Source organism: Rhodospirillum centenum SW (genome assembly GCF_000016185.1).
Classification (GTDB): Bacteria; Pseudomonadota; Alphaproteobacteria; order Azospirillales; family Azospirillaceae; genus Rhodocista; species Rhodocista centena.
Genome location: NC_011420.2, coordinates 2,324,401 through 2,350,184 on the forward strand (window position 1 = coordinate 2,324,401; position 25,784 = coordinate 2,350,184).

Below are 25,784 nucleotides of genomic sequence, written 5' to 3' on the forward strand. Positions count from 1 at the left end.
GCAGAGGCTGAACAGGGCAGGGTGAGGACGCGCGCATGGGCCGAGAGCACATCACCCGCCCGCTGGGCGAGGACCTGACGGCCGAGGATGTGGCCGCCTATCTGCGTGAGCACCCGGACTTCCTGGTGCAGCATCCGGACCTGATCGGACACCTGACCCCGCCCGCGCTCCACCGCGGCGACGGCGTGGCCGACATGCAGTTCTTCATGCTGCAACGGCTGCGCGGCGAGGTGGGCCGGCTGTCCGACCAGCAGCGGGAACTGATCGCCACCACCCGCGCCAACCTGAACAACCAGAACCGGGTGCATGCGGCGGCGCTGTTCCTGCTGGATGCCTCCAGCTTCGAGCATCTGATCCAGACCATCACGACCGATCTGGCCGTGCTGCTGGACCTGGACGTCGCCGCCCTGGCCGTGGAATCGCAGGTGCCGGAGATCGGCCTCGCCGCACGCACCGGCCTGAAGCTGCTGGAAGCCGGCGACATCGGCACCATCCTGGGCCGGCGCGACGTGCTGCTGCGCGACAATGTCGTGGGCGCGCCGGAGATCTATGGCCCGGCCGCCGCCCTGGTGCGGTCGGAGGCGCTGGTCCGGCTGCGCCTCTCCGGCGACGGACCGCAGGGCCTGCTCGCCTTCGGCAGCCGCGAGCCGGACATGTTCCACCCCGGCCAGGGGACGGAGCTTCTCACCTTCCTGGCCCGGGTGATGGAGCGCTGCATCCGCTCCTGGCTGGACCTGCCCCGGTAGCGCCATGACGGGCGGCGTCCCCAGCCTGGGTTTCGCCTGCCAGCCGGACGCGGCCGAGGCGCTGGAGCGCTGGGGCCGCTGGCTGGAGCATGAGCGCGGCGCCTCCACCCACACGCTGCGCAGCTACCGTGCCGATCTGGCCGGGTTCCTGGCCTTCGTCGCGGAACACCGCGGAAGACCGCCCGGGCTGAACGACCTGGGCGCGCTGGACCTCGGCGCTTTCCGCGCCTGGCTGGCCGCCCGCGCCGCCGACGGGGCCGGGGCGGCGACCCGCTCGCGCGGGGTGTCCGGCGTACGCAGCTTCTTCCGCTGGGCCGACCGCAGCGGCCTGCTGCACAACCCCGCCATCGCCCTGCTGACGGCGCCCAAGGCGCAGCGCCCCCTGCCCCGCCCGCTGGCGGCGGACGATGCCGCCCTGCTGCTGGAAGAGGCCGCCGCCGTGCCGGAGGCGCCCTGGATCGGGCTGCGCGACCGGGCCCTGTTCACCCTGCTCTACGGCTGCGGCCTGCGCATCTCCGAGGCGATCGGGCTGAACCGCAGCGACCTGCCGGCCGGGGCCGCCAGCGTCCGCGTCCTGGGCAAGGGGGGCAAGCAGCGCGACGTGCCGGTGCTGCCGGCGGTGCGGGAGGCCGTGGCCGCCTATCTGGCCGCCGTTCCCTGGGGCGGCGGACGCGCGGCGCCCCTGTTCGTCGGCGCCAAGGGCGACCGGCTGAGCCCCGACGTGGCGCGCCGGCAGATGCGGCACCTGCGGGCGCTGCTGGGCCTGCCCGACAGCACCACGCCGCACGCGCTCCGCCACAGCTTCGCCACCCACCTGCTGGGCGGCGGGGCGGACCTGCGCGCCATCCAGGACCTGCTGGGCCATGCCAGCCTGAGCACGACCCAGCGCTACACCGACGTGGATGCGGAGCACCTGCTGTCCGTCTACGAAACCGCCCATCCGCGTGCGCGGCGGCAGGGCCATCAGACGGTCAGGTCTGTATGCGATGCCCTTCCCCCCCGGCTTCGCAACCAGGAATCTGAGCGCTAAGGTGGAAGCATGCATCTTTTCCGCACGCTTCGCGCACCTTGGCCCGAGCCTCGCCGATGACGGATTCCAACGGGCCGGAGTCGTCAGAGCTTGATGCAGGTATGCATAATGCGTACTTTCATGGGGTCTGGTCGATCCGGATCGTCATTGAGGCCGATGACTTCTTCGACCAGGGGCAGCACCCGGGAACCTTCGTCTTCTACGTGGACCTCTGGAAGGAAGGACAGCTCTGGGGACGGCTGGACGTCATAACGACCCCGCTTGTCCAGGGCAGTGAGGTCCGGCTGCTGGATACCCATGTGCATGGGCTTTCCAGGGGTGGGCTGGGCCGTGACGGTATAAACGCCATCTGCTGGGCAATCCTGGAGGATTTCGGCTGTGACTCGCTTGTCGTTGAAGGAGGCGTACGCACGACGGGAGCCAATCCAGGGCATCGCCCAGAACCCTTCCGGTTCCCCCATGGCCCTGGTTCTGCGATGCGTCGGGCCGGTTTCCGAGCCCGTCACGCTGGCCCGGCTGCTTGTCCGGAACGGCCTGCGCCTGACCAAGGCGCATGAGGTGCTGAACAGCGTCACGGCCGGTCGGACGGTGGCAGTCGAACTGCCCCGCGTCGAGGATGCCGCGGCCCTCGTGGACTCCCTGCGGGGACTGGGTGTCGCCGCGGTCCGACGCACGGCCCCTCCTGCCCCCGATGTACGGCGGGTCCGCGAAAGGCTGGGCCTGACCCAGCGGGAATTCGCGGCGACCTTCGGGATCGAGCTTGGCACCCTGCGGAACTGGGAGCAGAACCGCAATCCTCCGGACGCGCCCGGACGCCTGCTGCTGCGCGTCCTGGAGCGTCATCCCGAAATCGTCGCGGAAGCAGCGGAAGAGACGGCGGCCGACGCCTGACGCGCGACCGCCGCCTGAGGCTTCCCGTCCTCAGATGTGGATGGGACGGCCGTCCACGGCGAGGCAGGCTTCCTTGATCGCCTCGGTCAGGGTCGGGTGGGCGTGGCTGGTGCGGGCCACGTCTTCGCTGCTGGCACCGAATTCGAGGGCCAGGGCCAGTTCCTCGATCATGTCGCCGGCGTTGGCGCCGATGATGTGGGCGCCCAGCAGCGTGTCGGTCCTGGCGTCGGCCAGCACCTTCACGAAGCCCTCGGTCACCTGCATGGCGCGGGCGCGGCCGTTGGCGGTGAAGGGGAACTTGCCGACCTTGTAGGCGATGCCGGCCTCCTTGAGCTGCTCCTCCGTCCGGCCGACGGCGGCGATCTCCGGCCAGGTGTAGACCACGCCCGGGATGGCGTCGTAGTTGATGTGGCCGGACTGGCCCGCCATCACCTCGGCGGCGACCACGCCCTCCTCCTCCGCCTTGTGGGCCAGCATCGGGCCGGCGATGACATCGCCGATGGCCCAGATGCCGGGCACGTTGGTGCGGAAATGGTGGTCGGTGACGATGCGCCCGCGGCTGTCCAGCGCCACGCCGACCGTCTCCAGCCCCAGCCCCTCCGTGTAGGGACGGCGGCCGATGGCGACCAGCACGATGTCCGCCTCCAGCGTCGTCTCGCCGCCGCCCTTGGCCGGCTCCAGCGTCAGGGTCACGCTCTCCGCGTTCATCCGGGCGCCGGTCACCTTGGTCCCCAGCTTGAAGGACAGGCCCTGCTTGCCCAGGATGCGCTGCGCGTGCTTGGACACCTCCGCGTCCATGCCGGGCAGGATGCGGTCCAGGAACTCCACCACCGTGACCTGGGCGCCCAGGCGCTGCCAGACGGACCCCAGCTCCAGCCCGATGACGCCGCCGCCGATGACGACCAGCCGGCCGGGCACCTTGTCCAGGTCCAGCGCCCCGGTGGAGCTGACGATCCGCTTCTCGTCGATCGTGACGCCGGGCAGCGGCATCACGTCGGAGCCGGTGGCGATCAGGATGTTCTTCGTCGTCAGCGTCTCGGCGGCGCCGTCCGGCTTCACCACCTTCACCACGCCCGGCGCGTCGATGACGCCGCGGCCGTGGAAGCGCGCGACCTTGTTCTTCTTGAACAGGAACTGCACGCCTTCGACGTTCGACTGCACGACCCTGGTCTTGTGCGCCATCATCGCGGGGAGGTCCAGCTCCACCCCGGTGACCTTGACGCCGAAGCCGCCCAGGCCGTGCTTCGCCTCCTCGTACTTCTCGCTGGCGGTCAGCAGCGCCTTGGAGGGGATGCAGCCGATGTTCAGGCAGGTGCCGCCCAGGGTGTCCCGCATCTCCACGCAGGCGGTCTTCAGGCCGAGCTGGGCCGCGCGGATGGCGGCGACGTAGCCACCGGGACCGCTGCCGATGACGACGAGGTCGAACTGCATGTCAGCCATGGGGATCGTCCTTGGGGTCGGGTAAACGGGGGGGTCGGGGAAACGGGAGGATCGGGAGAGATGGATCCCGGCCGCCGCTGCGGACGGGCGGGCGCGGGAGGACGTGGAAAGAAACGGCGACCTTTATCGCAAGGCCGGGTACGGCTGTCCACCGCCCGGCCCGGCCGGTGCCGGTCCGAAAGGACAGGGTGCGGTCGCGCGCGGGGCCGGACAGACCCCCACGGAAGGGTAGTGATACTTAAGGATGAGATTGCCCCTTCCGTTCCCCCTGTACATATCAGCACAATCTGCAGCAGCATGGCCGGAGCCGGTCCGTCCACCGGCGGGCGGCGGTGGACAGGTGTGGTCGGGTGCAAGGGGCTAACGGATGGTAAACCGCTGCGCGGCTACCGTCCGCACAAGGAAACACTCCGGACCGGGCGCGCGCGCCCGGTCCGGACGGGCGGAGGGCCGGATGGCGTATGACGGGCAGACACCGCCGACAGCGCGGCAGGGGGCGGACGGCGTGGCCGGCGGACCGGGCAGCCGCGTGGGCGGGGCGGTCGCGGAGATCGCGCGCGACGTGGGGTCCCTGGGTGTCTCCATCGCCGACATCGCGGGCCATGTCGATGACGTCACCGCCCGGGTGGAGGAGCAGGACCGCGTCTTCCGGGAGCTGCGGGGCGAGGCGCACGGCATGTCCGAGCGCAACCGGCGGGTGACGGAATCGACGCAGACGGCCCGCGCCGTCGCCGCCCGCGCCCGCAGCGAGGTGGAGAGCAGCCGCGACCAGGTGGAGCGCGCCCTGGCCGACATCCGCGCCCTGACCGAGGCGGTGGCCGGGATCGAAAGCCAGCTCGCAGGACTGGAGGGCGCGCTGGAGCGGGTCGGGCGCGTGGCCCAGGGCATCAACGCCATCGCCAAGCAGACCAACCTGCTGGCGCTCAACGCCACCATTGAGGCGGCCCGCGCCGGGGCCGCGGGCAAGGGCTTCGCCGTCGTGGCCGGAGAGGTCAAGGCCCTGGCCACCAAGACGACGGAGGCGACGCAGGAGATCGACGCCACCCTGCGCCAGCTCACGGCGGAGGCGCGGGCGCTGATCACCCGCAGCGGCGACAGCGTGCAGCGCGCGGCGTCGGTCCGCAACGACACCAACCGGATCGGCGAGGTGATGCGCACCGTGGCCGACGCCATGGCCGAGGTGGACCGCGAGCAGGACCGCATCGACAGCGCCGCCCGCGCCATCGGCGACAGCATCGCCGCGGTGGAAGGGCGCATCGACGGGCTGGCCGGCGGCGTCAGCCAGACGGCAGCCAACCTGACCGGCGCGCGCGACCGGCTGAACGGCCTGCTGTCGGCCGGGGAACGCCTGATCGGCGCCACCGCCGAACTGGGGGTGGAGACGGTGGACACCCCCTATATCCGCGCAGCCCAGGAGACGGCCGCGCGCATCGCCCGCGCCTTCGAGGCCGAACTGGCGCGCGGCAGCCTGAGCGAGGCCGACCTGTTCGACCGCGACTACCGCCCCGTCGCCGGCACAGACCCGCAGCAGGTGATGACCCGCTTCACCGCCCTGACCGACCGTCTGCTGCCCGATATCCAGGAGCCGGTGCTGTCCCTGTCCGACCGGGTGGTGTTCTGCGCCGCGGTGGACAGCAACGGCTACCTGCCCACCCACAACCGGCGCTTCAGCCAGCCGCAACGGCCGGGCGAGCGCGCCTGGAACATGGCCAACAGCCGCAACCGCCGCATCTTCAACGACCGCGTCGGGCTGGCGGCGGGCCGCAACACGCGGCCTTTCCTGGTCCAGGCCTACCGCCGCGACATGGGCGGCGGCGCGTTCGCCCTGATGAAGGACGTCTCCGCCCCCATCCTGGTCAACGGCCGTCACTGGGGCGGCCTGCGCATCGCCTACAAGGTCTGACGCAGCGCCCGGCGGGGCGCCGCGCCAGGAAACTCAGCCGGTCAGGGTGGTGGCCGGCCGCGGCAGTGTCGCCAGGACGCCGTCCAGGGTGGCGAGCAGCTCCTCGACGAACGGGTCCAGGTGCAGCGAAGCCCCGACCTCCGCCGCCTCCTCCAGGCGGCGGGCCGCCCCCGCCGCATCCGCCAGCCCCATGACGTCCAGCGTGCCGGCCAGACGGTGGGCGATCTCCACCACCCGGCGGCGGGCCCGCCGGTCCCAGGCCGCGGCCAGAGCCGCGCGGCCCTCGGTCAGCGATTCACGGGCCCGGGTCAGCATCGTGTCCACCGCCGCGTCCCCCAGTTCCCGGCGCAGAGCCTCCAGCCGGCCGGCCGGAAGGGCGGGCGGCGACTGCGGAGCCCCCCGCCGCCCCGCTGCGGCCGGGCTGCCGTCCCCGGCGGACGGCGGGATCACCTCGGCCAGCTTGTGCAGCAGCACGTCGATGCGGATGGGCTTGGAGACGAAACCCTGCATCCCCGCCTCCCGGCAGCGCGACACGGTTTCCGTCAGCACGCTGGCGGTCAGGGCCACGATCGGCGTCGTTGCCGCCGGTCCGTCCATGGCACGGATGCGGGCCGCCACCTCCAGCCCGTCCATGCCGGGCATGCCGAGATCCATCAGGATGATGTCCACCCGCTCGCGCGCCAGAAGCTCCAGGGCCTGGGGGCCGCTCTCGACCTGGACCACGCGGAAGCCGTGGCGCTCCAGGATCTGGCTGGCGACGAAACGGTTCACCGCCTCGTCCTCGACCAGCAGCACGGTGGGCGGTGCCGTCCAGACCGGCAGCGCCTCCTCCACCGGGCCGCTGCCGCCGGCCGGCACGCCGGGGGCGAAGGGGATCTCCACATGGAAGCGGCTGCCGCGGCCGGGCTCCGACTCCGCCTCGATGCGGCCGTCCATCAGGGCGGCCAGCCGGCGGCAGATGGTCAGGCCCAGGCCGGCGCCGCCGAAACGGCGGGAGATCGACCCGTCCGCCTGGGAGAACGCCTCGAAGATCGCGGCCAGCCGCTCGGCCGGAATGCCGATGCCGGTATCGGCCACCGTGAGCCGCACCAGGGTCCGGCCGTCGGCGTCCGTGCCGGTCGGAGCGGCGGTCACGGTGATGCTGCCGCGCTCGGTGAACTTGATGGCGTTGCCGATCAGGTTCAGCAGGATCTGGCGCAGCCGGACCGGATCGCCAAGCACATGCCGCGGCACGCCGGGAGCGATCTCCAGCCCGATGCTGAGCCCCTTCTCCACCGCCGGGGGCGTCATCAGTTCCACGACGTCGCGCAGCCGGCGGTGCAGATCGAAGTCCGCGGTTTCCAGCGTCAGCCGCCCCGCCTCGATCCGGGTCATGTCCAGAATGTCGTCCAGCAGCGCCAGCAGCGACTGCCCGGCGCTGTCCATCACCGAGATGCAGCGGGTCTGGTGCTCGTCCAGCGCGGTCGTGCCCAGGATGTCCAGACTGCCCAGGATGGCGTTCACCGGGGTGCGGATCTCATGGCTGACCGTGGCGAAGAACTCGCTCTTGGCCCGGGTGGCGAGCTGCGTCTCCTCGATGGAGCGTTCCAGGGCACGCGCCTGCTCGCTCATCCGCTCCAGCAGGCGCAGGCAGGTCACCAGCACCCCGCTCATGGCGAACAGCGTGAAGGTGACGGGCACGGCGATGGCCAGCCATTCCTGACCCGTAAGGTCGAACTCGCGCACATAGGCGGGGCGTTCGACCAGCATCGACAGGGCGTAGGCGGCATTCAGCAGGGCGATCATCGTCACCGACACCGCCTGCATCACCTCGCCGGCATTGCGCCGGCCCTGCACCCAGAGCCGGGCGGTGGCGGGAACCAGCAGCACCGCGACCGAGACCGCGGACATCACCTCCTGCAGGGCCGGGCTGCCCCGGGCCATCGCCACCCAGCCGATGCCGACGGCGGTGGACGCCCCCAGGAGCCAGTAGCGCGACAGCGCCGGCCGGCCGAAATAGCGGGCCGTGCCCAGCGCGAACAGCCAGTAGCCGATCAGGAAGCAGAGATCGGCGACCATCCCGGTCAGGATGAAGAGGATGCCCTCCTGCGGCCGGGCGACGACCCCCAGAGCCCAGCCGACGGCCGACAGGATCAGCGTCGCCGACCAGAACAGGGCATAGCGTTCCGGGCGGCAGTACCACCAGATCAGGGCGAGCAGAACGCCGGCACCGAGCAGTGTCGAGCTGTTGATCGCAATGACGATGTCGACCAGGCCCATCCGGGTCCCCGCTGCACGTACAGGCAGGAAAAGAGTAATCCGACCGCGCAGCCCCGTCAGCCCCTGTCCCGCGCCTGACAGCCCGGCGGACTGTTTCAGCGCGGCGGACCGGGCGGTCCCGCGGATCGTCGGAACGGCCCCGACGAAGAAACGCCCCGCCGATGACCGGCGGGGCGCGGAAACTCTACAGCGCTGACAGAAGAGCGTCGTCCGTCAGACATCCAGCAGGATGCGTTCGGGGTTCTCGATGCACTCCTTGACCCGCACCAGGAAGGTGACGGCCTCGCGCCCGTCGATGATGCGGTGGTCGTAGGACAGGGCGAGATACATCATCGGCCGCACCTCGACCTTGCCGTCCACCACGACGGCGCGGTCCATGGTCTTGTGCATGCCCAGGATGCCGGACTGCGGCGGGTTGAGGATCGGCGTGGACATCAGCGAGCCGTACACGCCGCCGTTGGAGATGGTGAAGGTGCCGCCCGACAGGTCCTCGATGGAGAGCTTGCCGTCGCGCGCCTTCTTCCCCAGTTCGGCGATCTTCGCCTCGACCCCGGCGAAGCCCAGCCTGTCGGCATCGCGCACGACCGGCACGACCAGCCCCTGCGGCGTGCCCACGGCGACGCCGATGTCGTAGTAGTTCTTGTAGACCAGATCGCTGCCGTCGATCTCGGCATTCACGGCCGGGATCTCCTTCAGCGCCACGATGCAGGCCTTCACGAAGAAGGACATGAAGCCCAGCTTCACGCCGTGCTTCTTCTCGAAGGCGTCCTTCAACCGGGCGCGCATGGCGATCACGTTGGTCATGTCCACCTCGTTGAAGGTGGTCAGCATGGCCGCGGTGTCCTGCGCCTCCTTCAGGCGCTCGGCGATGCGCTGGCGCAGGCGCGTCATGCGCACCCGCTCCTCCAGGTCGGCACGCGGGCGCGGACCGCTGGGCGCGGCCGGCTTCGCCGCCGGGGCTGCGGGGGCGGTGGGCGCAGGAGCCGGGGCGGCCGCCGGACGGGGCTGCTCCAGATGCTGGATCACGTCGCCCTTGGTGACGCGCCCGTCCTTGCCGGTGCCGGCGATCTTCCCGGCATCGACGCCGTGATCGTCCGCCATCTTGCGCGCGGCCGGCATGACGCCCGCCGCAGCGGCGGCAGGGGCAGCCGCGGGCTGCGGGGCCGCCTGCGCCGGGGCGGCGGCCGGAGCCGCGGCGGGCTTCGCCGCGCCGTCCGCGATCACGCCGAGAAGGGCACCGACGCCGACGGTGGCGCCGTCCTCCGCCTGGATGTCGGTCAGGGTGCCGCCGGCGGGGGCGTTCACCTCCAGCGTCACCTTGTCGGTCTCAAGCTCCACCAGCGGCTCGTCGGCCTCTACCGTGTCGCCGACCTTCTTCATCCAGCGGGCCACGGTGGCTTCCGTGACCGATTCGCCGAGGGTGGGAACCTTGATTTCCGTCGCCATGGAACTGGCCTTCGATCCGTTTCTAGGTTGGTTGTCGTCCTGCGGCACTGTCAGACGCTGAGCGCCTCGTCCAGCAGCTTCGCCTGCTCCTGGTTATGGCGCTTCAGCAGGCCGGTGGCGGGGGAGGCCGCCTCGGGCCGGCCCGCATATTTCGGCCGGCCGGCCTTGTGGCCGATCTCCGTCAGCACGCCTTCGATCCGGCGGTCAAGGAAGAACCAGGCCCCCATGTTCGCGGGCTCCTCCTGGCACCAGACGACATCCGCGCCGGGATACTTGGCCAGTTGCGCGCCCAGCGACTTGGCCGGGAACGGATAGAGCTGCTCGATGCGCACGATGGCGATGTCCTTGACGCCGCGGGCCTCGCGCTCCGCCAGCAGGTCGTAATAGACCTTGCCGGAGCACAGCACCACCCGTCGCACCTTGCCCGCCTCCGCCAGATCCGGCGTCTCGTCGCCCAGCACCCGGTGGAAGGTCTCGCTCCCCGAGAGCTGGGACAGGGGCGAGACGCAGAGCTTGTGCCGCAGCAGCGACTTCGGCGTGGCGATCACCAGCGGCTTGCGGAAGTCGCGGCGGACCTGACGGCGCAGGGCGTGGAAGTAGTTGGCCGGGGTGGTCAGGTTGCAGACCTGCCAGTTGTCCTCGCCGGAGAGCTGGAGGAAGCGCTCCAGCCGGGCGGAGGAGTGCTCCGGCCCCTGGCCCTCGTAGCCGTGCGGCAGCAGCATGACCAGCCCCGACATGCGCAGCCACTTGGACTCGCCCGAGCTGATGAACTGGTCGATGATGGCCTGGGCACCGTTGACGAAGTCGCCGAACTGCGCCTCCCACAGGATCAGGGCGTGCGGCTCGGCCAGGCTGTAGCCGTACTCGAAGCCCAGCACGCCGGCCTCCGACAGCGGGCTGTCATGCACGTCGTAGTGCGCCTGGTCCGGGCGGATGTGGTTCAGCGGGATGTACTTCGCCTCCGTCTCCTGATCGACCAGGACGGAGTGTCGCTGGGAGAAGGTGCCGCGGCCCACATCCTGGCCGGACAGGCGGACCGGCATGCCTTCGACCAGCAGCGTGCCGAAGGCCAGCGCCTCGGCCGTGGCCCAGTCGATGCCGTGGCCGCTCTCGATCATCTCCTGCTTCGCCTTGAGCTGGCGGACGATCTTGGGATTGACGTTGACGCCCTGCGGCACGCGGGAGATGGCGAGCCCCACCTCCTTCAGCACGTCCAGCGGCACCGCCGTGTCGCCGCGCCGGTCCTCGCCCGTGGCGGGGGACAGGCCGGCCCACTTGCCCTCCAGCCAGTCGGCCTTGTTGGGACGGAAGGTGGTGGCCGCCTCGAACTCCTGTTCCAGCCGCTGCTGGAACTCCTGCACCATCCCGTCCACCTCGGGCTGGGAGATGATGCCCTCGGCCACGAGCTGACGGCCGTACAGCTCCCGCGTCGTCGGATGGTTGCGGATCGCCTTGTACATCAGGGGCTGCGTGAACGCCGGCTCGTCGCCCTCGTTATGGCCCTGGCGGCGGTAGCAGACGATGTCCACCACCACGTCCTTCAGGAACTTCTGGCGGAACTCGGTGGCGATGCGGGCGATGTGGACCACCGCCTCCGGATCGTCGCCGTTGACGTGGAAGATCGGCGCCTGGATCGACTTCGCCACCTCGGTCGGATAGGGACCGCCGCGGCCGTACTGCGGCGCCGTGGTGAAGCCGATCTGGTTGTTGATGATGAAGTGGATCACGCCGCCGGTGCGGTAGCCCTTCAGCTCCGACAGCAGCAGCGTCTCCGGCACCAGCCCCTGGCCGGCGAAGGCGGCGTCGCCGTGCAGCAGCACGCCCATCACCTCGCGCCGGCTCTCCTCGGTCGGCGGGATCTGGCCGGCGCGCTGGCACTGCTTGGCGCGCACACGGCCGCAGACGACAGGGTTCACCGCCTCCAGGTGCGAGGGGTTGGGCGACAGCGACAGGTGGATGGTGTTGCCGTCGAAGTCGCGGTCGCTGGAGGTGCCCAGGTGGTACTTGACGTCGCCGGAGCCCTGCACGTCCTCCGGATGGGCGGCGTTGCCCTGGAACTCGCTGAACACGGCCTTGAACGGCTTGCCCATCACGTTGGTCAGCACGTTCAGCCGGCCGCGGTGGGCCATGCCCAGCACGATCTCCTTCAGGCCGAGCTGGCCGCCGCGCTTCATCACCTGTTCCAGCGCTGGCACCAGCACCTCACCGCCCTCAAGCCCGAAGCGCTTGGTGCCGGTGTACTTCATCTGCAGGAAGCGCTCGAAGCCCTCGGCCGCGGTCAGCCGCTGCAGCATCGCCTTCTTGCCGTTGACGGTGAAGTCGGTCTGGTTGCGGATGCCCTCGATGCGCTCCTGGATCCAGGCCTTCTGCTCGGGGTCCTGGATGTGCATGAACTCGACGCCGACATGGCCGCAGTAGGTCGCCTGCACCACCTCGACGATCTGGCGGAGCGTCGCCGTCTCCATGCCCAGGACGTGGCCGATGTAGATCGGCCGGTCGAGGTCGGCGTCGGTGAAGCCGTAGGAGCGGTAGTCCAGTTCCGGATGGTCTTCCCGCTTCTCCAGGTGCAGCGGGTCCAGCTTGGCCTGGAGATGGCCACGCACGCGGTAGGTGCGGATCATCATCAGGGCGCGGATGCTGTCCTGCGTCGCCCGGCGCACCTGATCGACCGAAAGGCCCGAGGCGGCCGAGCCCGCGGGCGCAGGCGCCGCCGCCGGGGCGGGGCGGGCCGGCCGGACCGCCGGTTCCGCGTCGGAAGTGCCGATCACGCCGGCGTCGTTGCTCGACCAGCTCGCCCCCCGAAGCTCCGCCAGCAGCTCCGCCGCATCGTCGCCCAGCTCGGCGAAGAAGGACTGCCAGCTCGGGTCCACCGAGGACGGGTCCTTCTGGAACTTGGCATAGAGTTCAGCGATGAAAGTGGCGTTGGCGCCGAAGAGGAAGGAGTCGCGCTCGGACGGAGCGAAATCGAGAGGAGCCATTGGCTGACCGCTTGTGAGGGCCGCGACCGGAGCGGCGGCCGGAAGGGTATGTCGGTTTTACGTCAAGCCTCGGGGGGCTTCAATACGCCGCAGCCCCCGGCAAGGGGCGGAACGGCAACGCTTATGGTCAGGTAGACAAGAAACCGCCTCCCGGAGCCGGTCCGGCATCCTCCCACAGATGGGCACGCCCGGCCCGTCCTCCAACTTTTCAAACACGACTCTGTCCTGAGGGGACCCTGCCCCGACATGACTCCGGTCCCTTCCGCGGCGCCGTGCTGGACAGCGGGCCCGGCCTGGCTGTCATCTTGCCGGGGCGGGCCGTCCGTCCGCCAGCCTTTCCGAGGACCCGTCCATCATGCCGCGCCTCCCGCTTCCGCCCGCCCCGACGATCCGGCCCGCCGCGCGCCTGTCCGCTGCCCTTCTCCCCGCTGCCCTGCTGTCCGCCCTGCTGCTGTCCGCCGCCGCAGCCGCCGAGGCGCCGGCCCGGGGCCCCACGGTGTCGGAGGTGATCGCCGCCGCCGCTCCCGACGACTGGCGCGGCATCGACCCCGACAGCACCCTGGTGATGGAGCTGGCCTCCGGCCCCGTGATCCTGGAACTGGCGCCGGCGCTGGCGCCGCAGCATGTGGCGAACATCCGCGCCCTGGTGCGGGAGGGCTATTTCGACGGGCTGACGGTGGTGCGCGTGCAGGACAACTACGTCGCCCAGTGGGGCGACCCGGAGGAGGAGGACGGCAGCGGCTCCCGCCCGATCCGCACCGCCAAGGCCGCGCTGCCGCCGGAATTCGTCGTCCGGGACGGCGCCGCCCTGCGCTTCGACGCGATCCCGGGACCGGACGCCTATGCGCCGGAAACGGGCTTCGTCGGCGGCTTCCCGGCGGCGCGGAACCCCCGGACGGGCGAGGTCTGGGGCGCGCACTGCTACGGCACCGTCGGCGTCTCCCGCGGGGACCCGGACAGCGGCAGCGGTGCGGGGCTCTATGCCGTGATCGGCCATGCGCCGCGCCACCTGGACCGCAACATCACCGTCGTCGGGCGGGTGCTGGAGGGGATCGAGCGCCTGAGTTCGCTGCCGCGCGGCACCGGCCGGCTGGGCTTCTACGAGACCGCAGCCGAGCGTGCGCCGATCCTGCGCGTCCGCCTGGTCGCGGACATGCCGGCAGCCGAGCAGCCGGCGCTCCAGGTGCTGAAGACCGGCACGCCGACCTGGGACGCCTATGTCGATGCCCGGCGCAACCGGCGCGACCCCTGGTTCGTGGAGCCGGCGGGCGCGGCCGATGTCTGCAACACCCTGCCGCCGGTGCGCCGCGCGCCCTGACCGAGCCCGGGAGAACGGAACGGGCTGGCGGGCGGCGGCAGCGCGACCTATGCTCGCCCTCCGTTTCCCGTTCCCGATGATGTCCGACACGCCATGCCGACCCCTGCCGATCTGTTCGAGGCTGCGGCCGCTGCCCGCGCCCGTTCCTACAGCCCCTATTCCCGCTTCAAGGTGGGCGCCGCCATCCGGGCCGAGGACGGCACCGTCCATGCCGGCTGCAACGTCGAGAACGCGGCCTATCCGCAGGGCCAGTGCGCCGAGGCGACCGCCATCGGCGCCATGGTGATGGCCGGGGCGAAACGGATCGTGGAGATCGCCGTGGTCGGCGGCGACGCCGGGTCGGGCCTGCTCTGCACGCCCTGCGGCGGCTGCCGCCAGCGCATCCGGGAGTTCGCCGGCCCCGACACGCCGATCCATGTCTTCGATGCGGGCGGGGCGGGCCGCAGCTTCACCCTGGGGGAGCTGCTGCCGCACTCCTTCGGGCCGGACAATCTGGGCTTCTGACCGGGGACCACGCCATGACCGACAGCACCCGCCTCCCCCCCGCCGCCGGCCCCTCCCCGGACGACGATGCGGCGGTCGCCGCCCGCGCCCTGCCGCTGCTGGACCTGACCAGCCTGAACGACGGCGACGATGCCGATACCGTCGTCCGCCTCTGCGACCGGGCGCAGAGTGCCGCCGGTCCGGTGGCCGCCGTCTGCATCTGGCCGCTCTGGGTCGCCATTGCGAAATCCAACCTGCGCGGCACCGGCATCCGGGTCGCCACCGTGGTGAACTTCCCCGGCGGCAGCTTCCCCCGCGAGCGGGTGCTGTACGAGATCGGCGAGGCGCTCGCCGACGGGGCGGACGAAATCGACGTGGTGATGAACTACGCCGACGTGATCAATGGCAGCGGCGCCCGCGCCGCGGCGGATCTGGCCGCCTGCCGCGAGGCCTGCGGCGACGCGACGATGAAGGTGATCCTGGAGACGGGATCGCTCGCCAAGCCGGTCCTGATCGCCAAGGCCGCGGGCATCGCCGTGGAGGCGGGGGCCGACTTCCTGAAGACCTCGACCGGCAAGGTGCCGGTCGGCGCCACCCCCGGCGCCGCCCGCATCCTGCTGGAAGCCTGCCGCGATGCCGGCCGCCCGGTCGGCTTCAAGGCGTCCGGCGGGGTGCGCGACATCGCCGGGGCGCGGGAGTATCTGGCGCTGGCGGACGCCATCTGCGGGCCGGACTGGGCCGGTCCCGCGACCTTCCGCTTCGGCGCGTCGGGCCTGCTGGACGCGCTGCTGGCCACGCTGGGCAAGGGTCCGGCCGGGCCGCGGTCCGGTTCCGGATACTGACCCCGCTCAGCCGCCGACCAGCAGCGCCACCGGCAGGGGTGCCAGCAGCCGGCCCACGGGCAGGCGGCCGTCGCCCGGCAGCGGCAGGGTCGCCCCGGTCAGCAGGTCGCGCAGCGCCGTGATCCCGCCCGGGTCGGGCAGGACCAGCGCGGTGTCCGCCCACGCCTCCGCCGGAACGGCCGGCCGCTCCGCCCCCGGACCCAGCAGCGGCAGCACCAGCCGCGGCGCCACCGTGAGGGCGAGGCGCCCCTCCCGCCGGCGCAGGAAGGCCATGACCCGGTCGGCCTGCGGGCCGACGGTCTCCACCGGCAGATAGTCGCCCAGGGCGAACAGGGCCGGGTCGTCGCAGCGCAGGCGCAGGCCCGTGGCCCAGACATGCTGCTTGATGCGGCCGTCGCGCCAGTGCGCCAGGAGTTCCTCCGCGGGAACCTCGGCGCGCAGGGAGGCGGCCAGCGCCGCCCAGTCCGGATCGCGCCGGTTGTCCGGATCGACCAGGGAGAAGTCCCAGTATTCCGTGCCCTGGTAGAGGTCCGGCACGCCCGGGCTGGTCAGGGTCAGCAGCACCTGCGACAGCCCGTTGACGGCGCCGGCCGGGGCGATCAGGGCGACGAACCCGGCCATGTCCTCCAGGAACGCCGCCGAGCGTTCCGGGTCCAGGATCGCGCGGACGAAGCGTTCCAGCGCCTCCTCGTACCCGGTGTCGGGCATGGCCCAGTTGGAGCGGTACTTGGACTCGCGCACCGCCTTCAGCATGTAGCCGTGCACGCGGTCGGCCAGCGCGGCCAGCCCGTCCGCGTCGGCCGGGTCCAGGTGCAGCGGCCAGGCCCCGGCCAGAGTCTGGTACAGCAGGTACTCGTCATTGCGGCCGGGCGCGGGACGCCCCTCGATCTCCCGCTTCTTCAGGCGGTTCATGCGGGACCAGCGGACCACCCGCCGGCCCCATTCCTCCGGCAGTTCGGACAGCACGTCGATCCGCACCCGCGTGTCCGCGCCGCGCTTGTGGTCGTGGGTCGCCAGGGTGACGAGCTGGTGCGGCCAGCGCCGCAGCCGCTCCTGGTTGGCGCGGTGGAAGGCGGCCGGGCTGACGCCGAAACGGTCGGGATCGCCCCCCACCTCGTTCAGGGAGACCAGCCGGGCGTAGCGGTAGAACAAGGTGTCCTCCACCGACTTCGCCATCACCGGGCCGGTGAGCTGCTGCGCCTTCATGGCGAAGCGGGCCACGTCCTCCGCCCGGTAGCCGGGGCGGCCGTCGCGGACAAGGTCGGTGGTCAGCGCCGCGGCCACGAAGTCGTAGACGGACAGGTCCACGGCCGCGGCGGCCGCCTTGCGGGCGCGGCCGACCGCCCAGTCGATGTAGCGCCGGTCCTCGTCCGCCACCTGCTCCCCGGTGACATAGGTGCGGTAGACCTGGAACTGGGCCACGATGTCGGTCAGGGCGCGGCGGATGCCGGTCAGGGTATGGTCGCGGCTGGCCCAGCTCTGCTGGGCGATGCCGTGCAGCTCCCGCGCCAGCACGTTCAGTTCGGCCGAGAGATTGCGCGCCAGGATCAGCCGCTTCGCCTCCAGCAGCATCTCCTCATAGGGTGCTTCACGCCCGAGGAACTGCTCGTAGGTCTCCGTCAGGGCCGCCTCGGCCGCGGGATCGACGTAGAGCCCGGCGGCCATCACCATGAACTCGTAGCCGGTGGTGCCGGCCACCGGCCATTCCTCCCGCAGGTGCTCGTGGCGGGCCAGGATCTTCTCCACCACCACGTAGAGCGGTTCGGACAGGCGCGCCGCCCCGGAACCGGCCGGGGCCGCGGCGCCGGGCCGGTCGGTCAGGTAGGCGGCGCGGGTCTGGAGCTGCTCGCAGTAGGCGCGGGGATCGTAGAGCCCGTCGATATGGTCGATGCGCAGGCCCTGGAGCTTGCCCTCCCCGATCAGCCGGAAGACGAGCTGGTGGCTCAGCTCGAACAGGTCGGGCCGCTCCATGCGCAGCCCGGCCAGTTCGTTGACGTCGAAGAAGCGGCGGTAGTTGATCTCGTCCGCCGCCACCCGCCAGAAGGCGACGCGGTAGGACTGCCGCTCCAGCAGCCCGTGCAGATCCTGGAAGCTGGCCGGATCGTCCGGGCGGCCGTTGATCTGCGCGATCATGCCCTCGATGGCGGCGCGGACGGGGGCGCTCTCCTCCACCAGCCGGGCGAGGCGGGACTTCAGCTCGTCCGCCTCCCGCCGCAGCAGGGCCTGACGCTGCACGGTGGAGCCGCCCGGGTCGAGCGCGGCGAAGGCGGTCGCCAGCCCGCCCAGGCGCTGGCGGTCGTCGCCGGCCTCCACCGTTTCCGCCGCAAGGCGCAGCAGGCGCGGATACTCCTTGAGGCAGAGCGGGAAGCGGTGCGCGAAATAGCGCACGCTGAAGGCCCCCTCGGCCAGCGAGAGCACCAGCTCGCCGCGCTCCAGCACGGCACCGTACTGGTCGCCCAGCACGGGCAGCAGCAGCCGTCCGTCGGCCCCGGCCTCCCAGTTGATGTCGAAGAAGGGGGCGTAGGGGCTGGCCCGACCCCACTCCAGCACGTCCAGCCACCAGGGATTGTCGTCGCCGCCCACCCCCATGTGGTTGGGCACGAAGTCCAGGATCAGCCCCAGGCCGTGCGCGTGCAGGGCCGCGACCAGGGCGTCGAAGGCGGCCTCGTCCCCGATTTCCGGGTTCAGGGCGGCGTGGTCGATGATGTCGTAGCCGTGCGCCGAGCCGGAGCGGGCGCGCAGGAAGGGGGAGGCGTAGACATGGCTGATCCCCAGCGCCGCGAAATAGGGAACCAGGGCGCGCACGGCGTCGAAGCCGAAGCCGGCGCGCAGTTGCAGCCGCACCGTGGCGCGCGGCACGGCGGGAATGGGCGGCGGGGTCTGCGCGTCGGCCGTGGTCATGTTGCCTCCGGGGGCGTCGGGTCGGTTCAGGAAACGCCGGAGCCGCCGGAAAGGTCGCCCGCCGCGGACGGGGATTCGGGAGCGGTGCGGGACCGCCCCGGACAGGTCTCAGGACGCGGCAGGATCGCCGGGCGGCGGTCCCTGCGACTCGGCCTTGGCCTGTGCCATCTGTTCGAGCCGGCTGCGGTAGCCGGTAACAGCGGCCTGGACCTCCTGTTCCAGCGCCGCCATGTCGCTGCGCCGGGCGGTCAGGGCCGCCACGCCCATGGCGGCGCGGCGCAGCGCCGTGGGGTTGTCGTAAGCCCGGCCGGGATTCGCCTTGAGCCGGTCCAGATGCGCGTGCAGGGCGCGCACGAAGGTCTCCACATGCGGGCGCATGTCCGGGTCGTGGACCCGGCGCAGCAGGTCGTCCGCCACCGGCCCGACCCGGGCCAGATGCTCCACCGCCATCCTGTCGGGCGGCTCCTGCGCCAGTCCGGGCAGGGCGAAGTCCACCAGGAAGGCGATGTGGAAACCGTGACGCAGCACCTTCTGCGCGTCGATCGCCTCCAGCGCCGTCGCCATCTGGGCGGCGAGGTCGGTCCGCTCATGGCCGGCCAGCGCCTTCAGCCGCAGGGTGTTCGGCACCTCGATCAGGGGGTTGGCCGGCCCGTCGCGGGGGGTCTTGCGGCGGTCGGGACCGATATAGTCGCTGGTGACGACGAAGCTCTTGCGGGCATGGACCAGTCCGTACACCCGGTCCAGCACCTGCTTGGTGGAGAAGGGCTTCACCATCAGGTCGTCGGCGCCCGAGGCGGTGAAGCGCAGCAGCACCTGCTGCGTCGCCTGCCAGGTGGTGGCGACGACGCAGACGAAGGGGTTGGTGGCGAACTGGCCGTGCCGCAGGTGGCTGACGAAGCGCAGCGTCTCCCCCTCCGGATGGTCGGCCTCGATGAAGATCAGATCCGGCGTCGTCGAAGCCATGGCCGCCACCAGTTCGGCGACGGTGGAGAATTCCTGGATCTTGTCGATCCCCGCCCGGGCCAGGATGCTGCGCAGGATGCGCCGCGTGTTCATCTCGCGGTCGACCAGGAAGCAGTTGACCGGGTGGAGATCGATCTCAGCCATGGCGGTCCACCGCTCCGCTCCCGCCGCCGGTCCCCTCCCCCTCTTCCCCGGTCGCGGCCTCCGTCACGGGGACCGTCTCCGGCGGCGCCACCGGATCAGCGGCGGCCGAGAGCGGATCGGCAGGCGGTGTCCGGGGGGGCGGCCCTTCGCCCGGTGGCCCCGCCTGGGACGGCATCTCCGGCGTGGCGGCGTCATCCGCCGCGTCTGCCGGGGACGCGGGTCCGGTCTCCTCCGGGGGCTCCGGCGGGGTTTCCGCTGGCGGGGGCTCCGCGGGGGCCGGGAGAACCGTCTGGAAATGCGCCGGCGGCTCCACCAGCTCCATCAGCAGGGTCGTCCGCGCCGGCACCTCCATCTCGCGGCCGCTCTCCTGGAAGCCGGGCGGCGGCAGGCCAACCGGATCGCCGGTGTCCAGCAGCGCCCGCCAGGCGGTGCCCCCCGGCACCTGCGGCAGGCGGAAGAAGACGGCCTCGGTGTGGGCGTTGACGATCAGCAGCAGCACGCTGTCCATGGCATGGCTGCCGTCGGGGTTCAGATACCGCCCGGCGCGGCCGTTCAGCAGCAGCCCCAGGCAGCGGGCGTGGGTGTCGCGCCATTCATCGGGGGTCTTCTCCAGACCCCGGGGGGTCACCCAGGTGATGTCCCTGACCCCGTCGGGAGAGCGTTCCTCACCGTGCAGGAAGCGGCCGCGGCGCAGGACCGGATGCGTCCGGCGCAAGGTGGTGAGCCGGCGGACGAAGGCGGTCATGTCGCGCGCCTCCGGGCCGGCGCCGGTGCCGGCCCAGTCCACCCAGCTCACGCCGTTGTCCTGGCAGTAGGCATTGTTGTTGCCGCCCTGGGTGCGCAGGATCTCGTCCCCGCCCAGCAGCATCGGCGTTCCCTGCGACAGGAACAGGGTCGCCAGCATGTTGCGCGCCTGACGCAGGCGCAGGGCGCGCACCCCGGCGATCTCGGTCGGGCCTTCAAGGCCGTAGGCGGAGGAATAGTTGGCGTCGTGGCCGTCGCGGTTGCCCTCGCCGTTCGCCTCGTTGTGCTTGCGCGTGTAGGAGACGACGTCGTTCAGCGTGAAGCCGTCATGGCTGGTGACGAAGTTGATGCTGGACCAGGACCGGCGGGCACCGCGCTCGAACAGGTCGGCCGACGCGGTCAGCCGGGCCGCCAGTTCCGGCAGCATGCCCTCGTCCCCGCGCCAGTAGCGGCGCACGGTGTCGCGGAAGCGGTCGTTCCATTCCGCCCAGCCGGCCGGGAACTGGCCGACCCGGTAGCCGCCGGGGCCGACGTCCCAGGGCTCTGCGATCAGTTTCACCCGCGACAGCACCGGGTCCTGGCGCACGGCGTCCAGGAAGCCGCTGCCGGGGTCGAAGCCGTTCGCCTCGCGCGCCAGCGCGGTGGCCAGGTCGAAGCGGAACCCGTCCACATGCATGTCCGTGACCCAGTAGCGCAGGCTGTCCATCACCATCTGCAACACGCGGGGATGGGTCAGGTTCAGCGTGTTCCCGGTGCCGGTGTAGTCCGTATAGTAGCGCGGATCGCCGCTGTTCAGCAGATAGTAGCTGGCGTTGTCGATGCCACGGAAGCTGATCGTGGGGCCGAGATGGTTGCCCTCGCCCGTGTGGTTGTAGACCACGTCCAGGATCACCTCGATCCCGGCATCGTGCAGCCGGGCCACCATGGTCTTGAATTCCTTGGTGGAGGTGCCGCACATGTAGCTCGGCTCGGGGGCGAAGAAGCCGAAGGTCGCATACCCCCAGTAGTTGCGCAGCGACTTCTCCAGCAGGTGCCGGTCGTCGCTGAAGGCCTGCACCGGCAGCAGTTCGACCGCGGTGACGCCCAGGGCGCGCAGATGCTCGATCAGGCCGGGGGTGGCAAGGCCGGCGAAGGTGCCGCGCTGGCCCGGCGGCACCTGCGGGTGGCGCATGGTCAGACCGCGGACATGCGCCTCGTAGATCACCGTGTCGGTCCAGGGCACCGACGGCGCCCGCTCCGCCCCCCAGGTGAAGGCCGGGTCGATCACCCGGCACTTCGGCATGCCGCGGGCGTTGTCGCGCCGGTCGAAGGACAGGTCCTGCCGGCTGGAGCCGACCCGGTAGCCGAAATGCGCGTCCGACCAGCGGATGCCCCCCACCAGCGACTTGGCATAGGGGTCCAGCACCAGCTTGTTCGGGTTGAAGCGGTGGCCGCGGGCGGGATCGTAGGGACCGTAGACGCGGTAGCCGTAGAGCAGGCCCGGCCGGGCCTGCGGCAGATAGCCGTGCCAGATCTCGTCTGTGTATTCGGGCAGGACGACGCGGTCCATCTCCCGCGTGCCGCTTTCGTCAAAGAGGCAGAGTTCCACCCTCTCCGCATTGGCGGAGAACAGGGCGAAGTTGACGCCTGAGCCGTCCCAGGTCGCCCCGAGCGGAAAGGGGCGCCCCGGCCAGACCGTGGTGCGGGCGGCACCGTTTGTTAGCATGCGTCCTCAGGCTATACTTTCGGGAGGCGCCCCACCATGCCAAGGGAAAGCGGTTCCGCCAAGCCCCGTGGCAGTCAGCGCCCCCTGCGCGCCAACAATGCCTCGCGGTGGAGGATGTAGAGACCGCTGCCGATGACGATGGCGCCGCCGATCCAGATGGCAGGGTCGGGCACCTCTCCGAAGAAGGTGAACCCGAAGAACACCGCCCAGATCATGCCGGTATACTCGAACGGAGCGACGGCCGAGGGCGGGGCCCGGCGGAAGGCCAGGGTCATGAGTATCTGACCGAACCCGCCGAGGATGCCGGTGGCCACCAGCAGCGTCCAGTCCAGCGCCGTGTCCGGGGTGCGCCAGTCCGGCAGCATCATGACGGCGGACAGCACGCACAGGAGCAGCACGAAGTAGAAGACGATGGCGGCCGTCGTCTCCGTCCGCGCCAGACGGCGCACATAGATCATCAGCAGCGCATAGAAGAAGGCCCCCGCCAGCGCGACGAGCGCGACCGGGGTTCCCAGCCCTTCGCCCGGCCGCAGCATGATCAGGACGCCGACGAATCCGACCAGCACCGCCGTCCAGCGCCGCCAGCCGACATGCTCGCCCAGCAGCGGCACCGACAGGGCCGTGATCATCAGCGGGGTGGCGAAGGCGATGGCGTAGACATCGGCCAGGGGCATGTGGCCGTAGCTGTAGAAGAAGCAGAAGGCCGTGGCGATGCCGACCAGCCCGCGCAGCAGGTGGGAGACCGGCCGTTCGGTGCGCAGCGCCGCGATGCCGCCGCTCTGCGCCACCAGGACGGCGATCGGCAGCAGCGAGAACAGGCCACGGAAGAACATGATCTGCCAGGTGCCGTAACGGGCGGACAGATCCTTGACCATCGCGTCCATCACGCTGAAGCAGAAGACGGTGGCGATGAACAGCAGGATGCCAGCCAGGGTCGAAGTCCTGGCCATCGGAACAGTCGCGGTCACGTCGGAACCTTTGTCGGGAACGGGAGAAGGGATCCCGGCCGTCCGGGATCACAGGGCTGCGGAAGCTGCGGGAACCGCGGGCGCTACGGTACGGTGCGCCGGGTCTCGCGGTGCAGGATGTAGAGGCCGCTGCCGATCACGATGCCCCCGCCCAGGAAGAGCCAGGCATCGGGCAGGTGCCCGAAGATGACCCAGCCATAGAACACTCCCCACAGAAGCTGGGTATACTGGAACGGCGCCACCACGGCGGTGGGCGCCTGCCGGAAAGCCGTCAGCAGGATCACCAGGGCGGCACCGCCCAGCGTCCCGCCCAGGGCCGACAGGCCCAGGTCGGCCAGGGTCGGGGTCTGCCAGAAGAACGGCAGCATCCCGGCCGTCACGGCCATCGCCGCGGCGGCGGAATAGAAGGCGAAGCTGACGCTCGTCTCCGTCCCCCGCATCAGGCGGGAGATGATCATACCCGAGGAATAGAAGAAGGCGCCAGCCAAGGCTGCCAGGGCGCCGACATCGACCATCCCGCCGCCGGGCCGCAGCATCAGCAGCACGCCGCCGAAGCCCACCGCCACCGCCGTCCAGCGCCGCCAGCCCACCTGTTCCTTCAGCACCGGCACGGACAGCGCCGTCATGATCATCGGGGCCGCGAAGGCCAGGGCGTAGACATCGGCGATGGGCATCCGGCTGTAGGCGAAGAAGGTGCAGAAACCGGAGCAGACGCCGCAGAGCGCGCGCAGCCCGTGCAGCCGCAGCCGCCGCGTCCGCAGGCTGGCCAGCACCCCGCCGCGGACCGCGGCATAGGCCAGCACCGGCCCCAGGGAGAAGACGGCGTTCAGGAAGATCACCTGCGGCAGGGCGTAGCGCGCCGTCAGCAGCTTGACGATGACGTCCAGACCGCTGAACAGCGCGAACGCGGTCACCGCCAGCGCGATGCCGCGGGCGACCGTCTCGGGCGGAACGGTTCCGGGCAGGCCGGGACCGGCGGGGGTGGGAACGGCCATGCGCGGGGCGTCCGGGGTTGCGTCTCGGGCAGGCGGCGGAGAAGAAGGCGGGGACGCGGTCAGTCCAGGATGGGCACCGGCTCCAGCGCCGCCGCATCCTCGCCCGCGGTGATGTCCAGGGTGCGGAAGTCGAACGCCCGGTCGGGTCCCTTGAACACGTCGTAGCGCAGCACCCGGTCCACCCGGTTTCCGGCGGTGAAGGTCAGGATGCGCGGCTTCAGCGTGTAGAGCCGGTCGGGCGTCGTGTACTCGCTGGCCGCGATGATGATGACGTCGCCCCGCTGGCAGGTGCGGGCGGCGGCCCCGTTCAGGATGCAGCAGCCCGACCCCGGTTCACCGAAGATCACATAGGTGGAGATACGGGCGCCCGAATTGCGGTTCCAGATCTCCACGAACTCCATCGGATAGATCCCGGCCTGGGCGCAGATCTCCGGATCGAGCGTGATGGACCCGTGGTAGTTCAGGTCCGCCCCGGTCACCGTGATGCCGTGCAGCTTTGCGCGGACGACCTTGATCATGGGGGAGAAGCCTTCCGTGAGCGGCGGCGGCAAGGCCGCGGGGCCGGACGTTGCGGACGGGCCTGATGTAAGTCATCCGCGCCCGCGGCCCAAGCCCCGAATGGCCCGGCTGCCCGGACAAGGGTGGGGATCACCCATGTCCGGCCCGCCCTGCCGAACCGCTATGCCCGCTCGGAGACCCGGCCCAGCAGCACGGGCGTCGGCGCCGGCGGGGCGCTGTCCAGGTGGAAGGCGGCGCGCACCCGGTCGGCCAGGGCCGCCGCCGTCTCCGCGTCCGCGGCGTGCAGCCGGCACAGCGGGGTGCCGCCCGGCCCGACCTGCGTGCCGACGGCGGCCACCCCGGTCAGGCCGACGCGGTGGTCCACGCCGTCGGTCGGCCGGGTCCGGCCGCCGCCCAGCGCCACCACCACGAGCCCCAGCCCGCGCACGTCCTGGCCGGCGACATAGCCGTCCTCCGCGGCGTGGACATCGACCGTCACGGGAGCTTCGGGCAGATGGCGCTCCGGCCGCTCCAGCAGGTCGGCGGGGCCGCCCAGCAGCGCCACCATGCGGGCGAACCGCTCGGCCGCCGCCCCGCCGGCCAGCGCCTCCTCCACCCGCGCCCGCGCCTCCGGCAGGGTCGCGGCCAGCCCGCCCAGCAGCAGCATCTCCGCACACAGTTCCCGCGTCACCTCGCGCAGGCGGGAATCGCCGCGCTCGCCGCGCAGCATGGCGATGGCCTCGCGCAGTTCGACCGCATTCCCGGCCGTCGCACCCAGCACCTGGTCCATGTCCGTCAGCAGCGCCACGGTGGGCAGCTCCGCCCCTTCCGCCACCGAGACGATGGCCCGGGCCAGGGCGTCGGCCCGCTCGCGCTCGGGCATGAAGGCGCCGGAGCCGGTCTTCACGTCCATCACCAGGCCCTGGAGCCCGGCCGCCAGCTTCTTGGAGAGGATGGAGGCGACGATCAGGTCCAGGCTCTCCACCGTCGCCGTGACGTCGCGGATGGCATAGAGCCGGCGGTCGGCCGGGGCGATGTCGCCGGTGGCGCCGACGATGGCGCAGCCGGCCTCCCGCACCACGCCGCGCAGGCGGGCGAGGTCCGGCTGGCTGACATAGCCGGGGATGGCGTCCATCTTGTCCAGCGTGCCGCCGGTGTGGCCCAGCCCGCGCCCCGAGACCATGGGCACGAAGCCGCCGCAGGCGGCGATGACCGGCGCCAGCACGAGGCTCACCTTGTCGCCGACGCCGCCGGTCGAATGCTTGTCCAGCACAGGCCCGGGCAGCCGCTCGCCGGTCCAGTCCAGCACCGTGCCGGAGCGGGTCATGGCGCGGGTCAGCGCCACCCGCTCCGCCCCGTCCAGGCCGCGGAACAGCACGGCCATGGCGAAGGCGGCGGCCTGTCCGTCGCCGACGCTGCCGTCCGTCAGGCCGGCGACGAAGGCCGCGATCTCGGCATCGGCCAGCGTGCCGCCGTCGCGCTTCTTGCGGATGATCTCCTGGGGGAGGAAAGGCTGTCCGCCGGACATGG

At 71.4% G+C, this 25,784-nt stretch carries 19 protein-coding genes; 7 read left to right on the plus strand and 12 right to left on the minus strand.

From position 1 onward, the window contains the following. Window positions 1-35: 35 nt before the first annotated feature. Entirely contained in the window at window positions 36-746 is a 711-nt protein-coding gene (locus tag RC1_RS10825; RefSeq protein ID WP_012567428.1) for a DUF484 family protein, read from the plus strand. Between the two features lie 4 nt (window positions 747-750). Further along, window positions 751-1,776 (plus strand): tyrosine recombinase XerC, encoded by a 1,026-nt coding sequence (locus tag RC1_RS10830; RefSeq protein WP_012567429.1) that lies wholly within the window; start codon window positions 751-753, stop codon window positions 1,774-1,776. 83 nt (window positions 1,777-1,859) lie between these two features. Here the strand turns inward: RC1_RS10830 and RC1_RS21450 are convergent, their stop codons facing one another. Beyond that, window positions 1,860-2,237 carry a hypothetical protein gene (locus RC1_RS21450; protein WP_148213432.1) on the minus strand — a complete coding sequence of 126 codons (378 nt, stop codon included), beginning with the start codon at window positions 2,235-2,237 and terminating at the stop codon, window positions 1,860-1,862. Between RC1_RS21450 and RC1_RS20120 the strand changes: the two genes are divergently transcribed. Beyond that, window positions 2,236-2,667 carry a helix-turn-helix domain-containing protein gene (locus RC1_RS20120; protein ID WP_049766690.1) on the plus strand — a complete coding sequence of 144 codons (432 nt, stop codon included), beginning with the start codon at window positions 2,236-2,238 and terminating at the stop codon, window positions 2,665-2,667. The two genes, RC1_RS21450 and RC1_RS20120, sit on opposite strands and share 2 nt — an antisense overlap. Window positions 2,668-2,697: 30 nt before the next feature. Here RC1_RS20120 and lpdA read toward each other — a convergent pair whose 3' ends face one another. After that, window positions 2,698-4,107 (minus strand): dihydrolipoyl dehydrogenase, encoded by a 1,410-nt coding sequence (gene lpdA / locus RC1_RS10845; protein WP_012567431.1) that lies wholly within the window; start codon window positions 4,105-4,107, stop codon window positions 2,698-2,700. Window positions 4,108-4,561: 454 nt separating this feature from the next. Here lpdA and RC1_RS10850 point away from each other — a divergent pair, with 454 nt between their 5' ends. After that, complete coding sequence (locus tag RC1_RS10850) at window positions 4,562-6,010, plus strand: methyl-accepting chemotaxis protein (RefSeq protein ID WP_148213433.1); 1,449 nt, start codon at window positions 4,562-4,564, stop codon at window positions 6,008-6,010. A gap of 33 nt (window positions 6,011-6,043) precedes the next feature. Here RC1_RS10850 and RC1_RS20125 read toward each other — a convergent pair whose 3' ends face one another. The 3 genes from RC1_RS20125 to RC1_RS10865 all read right to left on the minus strand — a co-directional run bounded on the left by RC1_RS20125 (window position 6,044) and on the right by RC1_RS10865 (window position 12,693). Continuing rightward, window positions 6,044-8,269: an ATP-binding protein gene (locus RC1_RS20125; protein WP_012567434.1), complete on the minus strand. Its 2,226-nt coding sequence runs from the start codon at window positions 8,267-8,269 to the stop codon at window positions 6,044-6,046. Window positions 8,270-8,482: 213 nt separating this feature from the next. Then, entirely contained in the window at window positions 8,483-9,715 is a 1,233-nt protein-coding gene (gene odhB / locus RC1_RS10860) for a 2-oxoglutarate dehydrogenase complex dihydrolipoyllysine-residue succinyltransferase (RefSeq protein WP_012567435.1), read from the minus strand. Window positions 9,716-9,765: 50 nt separating this feature from the next. Further along, entirely contained in the window at window positions 9,766-12,693 is a 2,928-nt protein-coding gene (locus tag RC1_RS10865; RefSeq protein ID WP_012567436.1) for a 2-oxoglutarate dehydrogenase E1 component, read from the minus strand. 355 nt (window positions 12,694-13,048) lie between these two features. Between RC1_RS10865 and RC1_RS10870 the strand changes: the two genes are divergently transcribed. From RC1_RS10870 to deoC, 3 genes are all read left to right on the plus strand, one after another. Then, window positions 13,049-14,011 carry a peptidylprolyl isomerase gene (locus RC1_RS10870; protein WP_012567437.1) on the plus strand — a complete coding sequence of 321 codons (963 nt, stop codon included), beginning with the start codon at window positions 13,049-13,051 and terminating at the stop codon, window positions 14,009-14,011. A 93-nt stretch (window positions 14,012-14,104) separates the two neighbouring features. Next, window positions 14,105-14,515 (plus strand): cytidine deaminase, encoded by a 411-nt coding sequence (gene cdd, locus RC1_RS10875; RefSeq protein WP_012567438.1) that lies wholly within the window; start codon window positions 14,105-14,107, stop codon window positions 14,513-14,515. Between the two features lie 14 nt (window positions 14,516-14,529). Beyond that, the gene (gene deoC, locus RC1_RS10880) at window positions 14,530-15,336 is read left to right on the plus strand and encodes a deoxyribose-phosphate aldolase (protein WP_012567439.1); all 807 of its coding nucleotides are present in this window, start codon (window positions 14,530-14,532) and stop codon (window positions 15,334-15,336) included. Between the two features lie 6 nt (window positions 15,337-15,342). Here the strand turns inward: deoC and treY are convergent, their stop codons facing one another. The 7 genes from treY to deoA form a co-directional block, all read right to left on the minus strand. Further along, window positions 15,343-18,237 (minus strand): malto-oligosyltrehalose synthase, encoded by a 2,895-nt coding sequence (gene treY / locus RC1_RS10885; RefSeq protein WP_012567440.1) that lies wholly within the window; start codon window positions 18,235-18,237, stop codon window positions 15,343-15,345. Between the two features lie 108 nt (window positions 18,238-18,345). Beyond that, the gene (locus tag RC1_RS10890; protein ID WP_012567441.1) at window positions 18,346-19,344 is read right to left on the minus strand and encodes a response regulator; all 999 of its coding nucleotides are present in this window, start codon (window positions 19,342-19,344) and stop codon (window positions 18,346-18,348) included. Next, window positions 19,337-21,793: a glycogen debranching protein GlgX gene (gene glgX / locus RC1_RS10895; RefSeq protein WP_012567442.1), complete on the minus strand. Its 2,457-nt coding sequence runs from the start codon at window positions 21,791-21,793 to the stop codon at window positions 19,337-19,339. Before glgX ends, RC1_RS10890 begins: the two co-directional genes overlap by 8 nt. Window positions 21,794-21,867: 74 nt before the next feature. After that, on the minus strand, window positions 21,868-22,743 hold the full coding sequence (locus RC1_RS10900; protein WP_041785313.1) for a DMT family transporter: 876 nt from the start codon (window positions 22,741-22,743) through the stop codon (window positions 21,868-21,870). A 101-nt stretch (window positions 22,744-22,844) separates the two neighbouring features. Further along, window positions 22,845-23,756, minus strand: coding sequence for a DMT family transporter (locus tag RC1_RS10905; RefSeq protein ID WP_012567444.1), 912 nt, complete (start codon window positions 23,754-23,756; stop codon window positions 22,845-22,847). Window positions 23,757-23,815: 59 nt separating this feature from the next. Further along, window positions 23,816-24,274, minus strand: coding sequence for an aspartate 1-decarboxylase (gene panD, locus RC1_RS10910; protein WP_012567445.1), 459 nt, complete (start codon window positions 24,272-24,274; stop codon window positions 23,816-23,818). A 161-nt stretch (window positions 24,275-24,435) separates the two neighbouring features. Then, window positions 24,436-25,782, minus strand: coding sequence for a thymidine phosphorylase (deoA, locus tag RC1_RS10915; RefSeq protein WP_012567446.1), 1,347 nt, complete (start codon window positions 25,780-25,782; stop codon window positions 24,436-24,438). Between the last annotated feature and the right edge of the window lie 2 nt (window positions 25,783-25,784).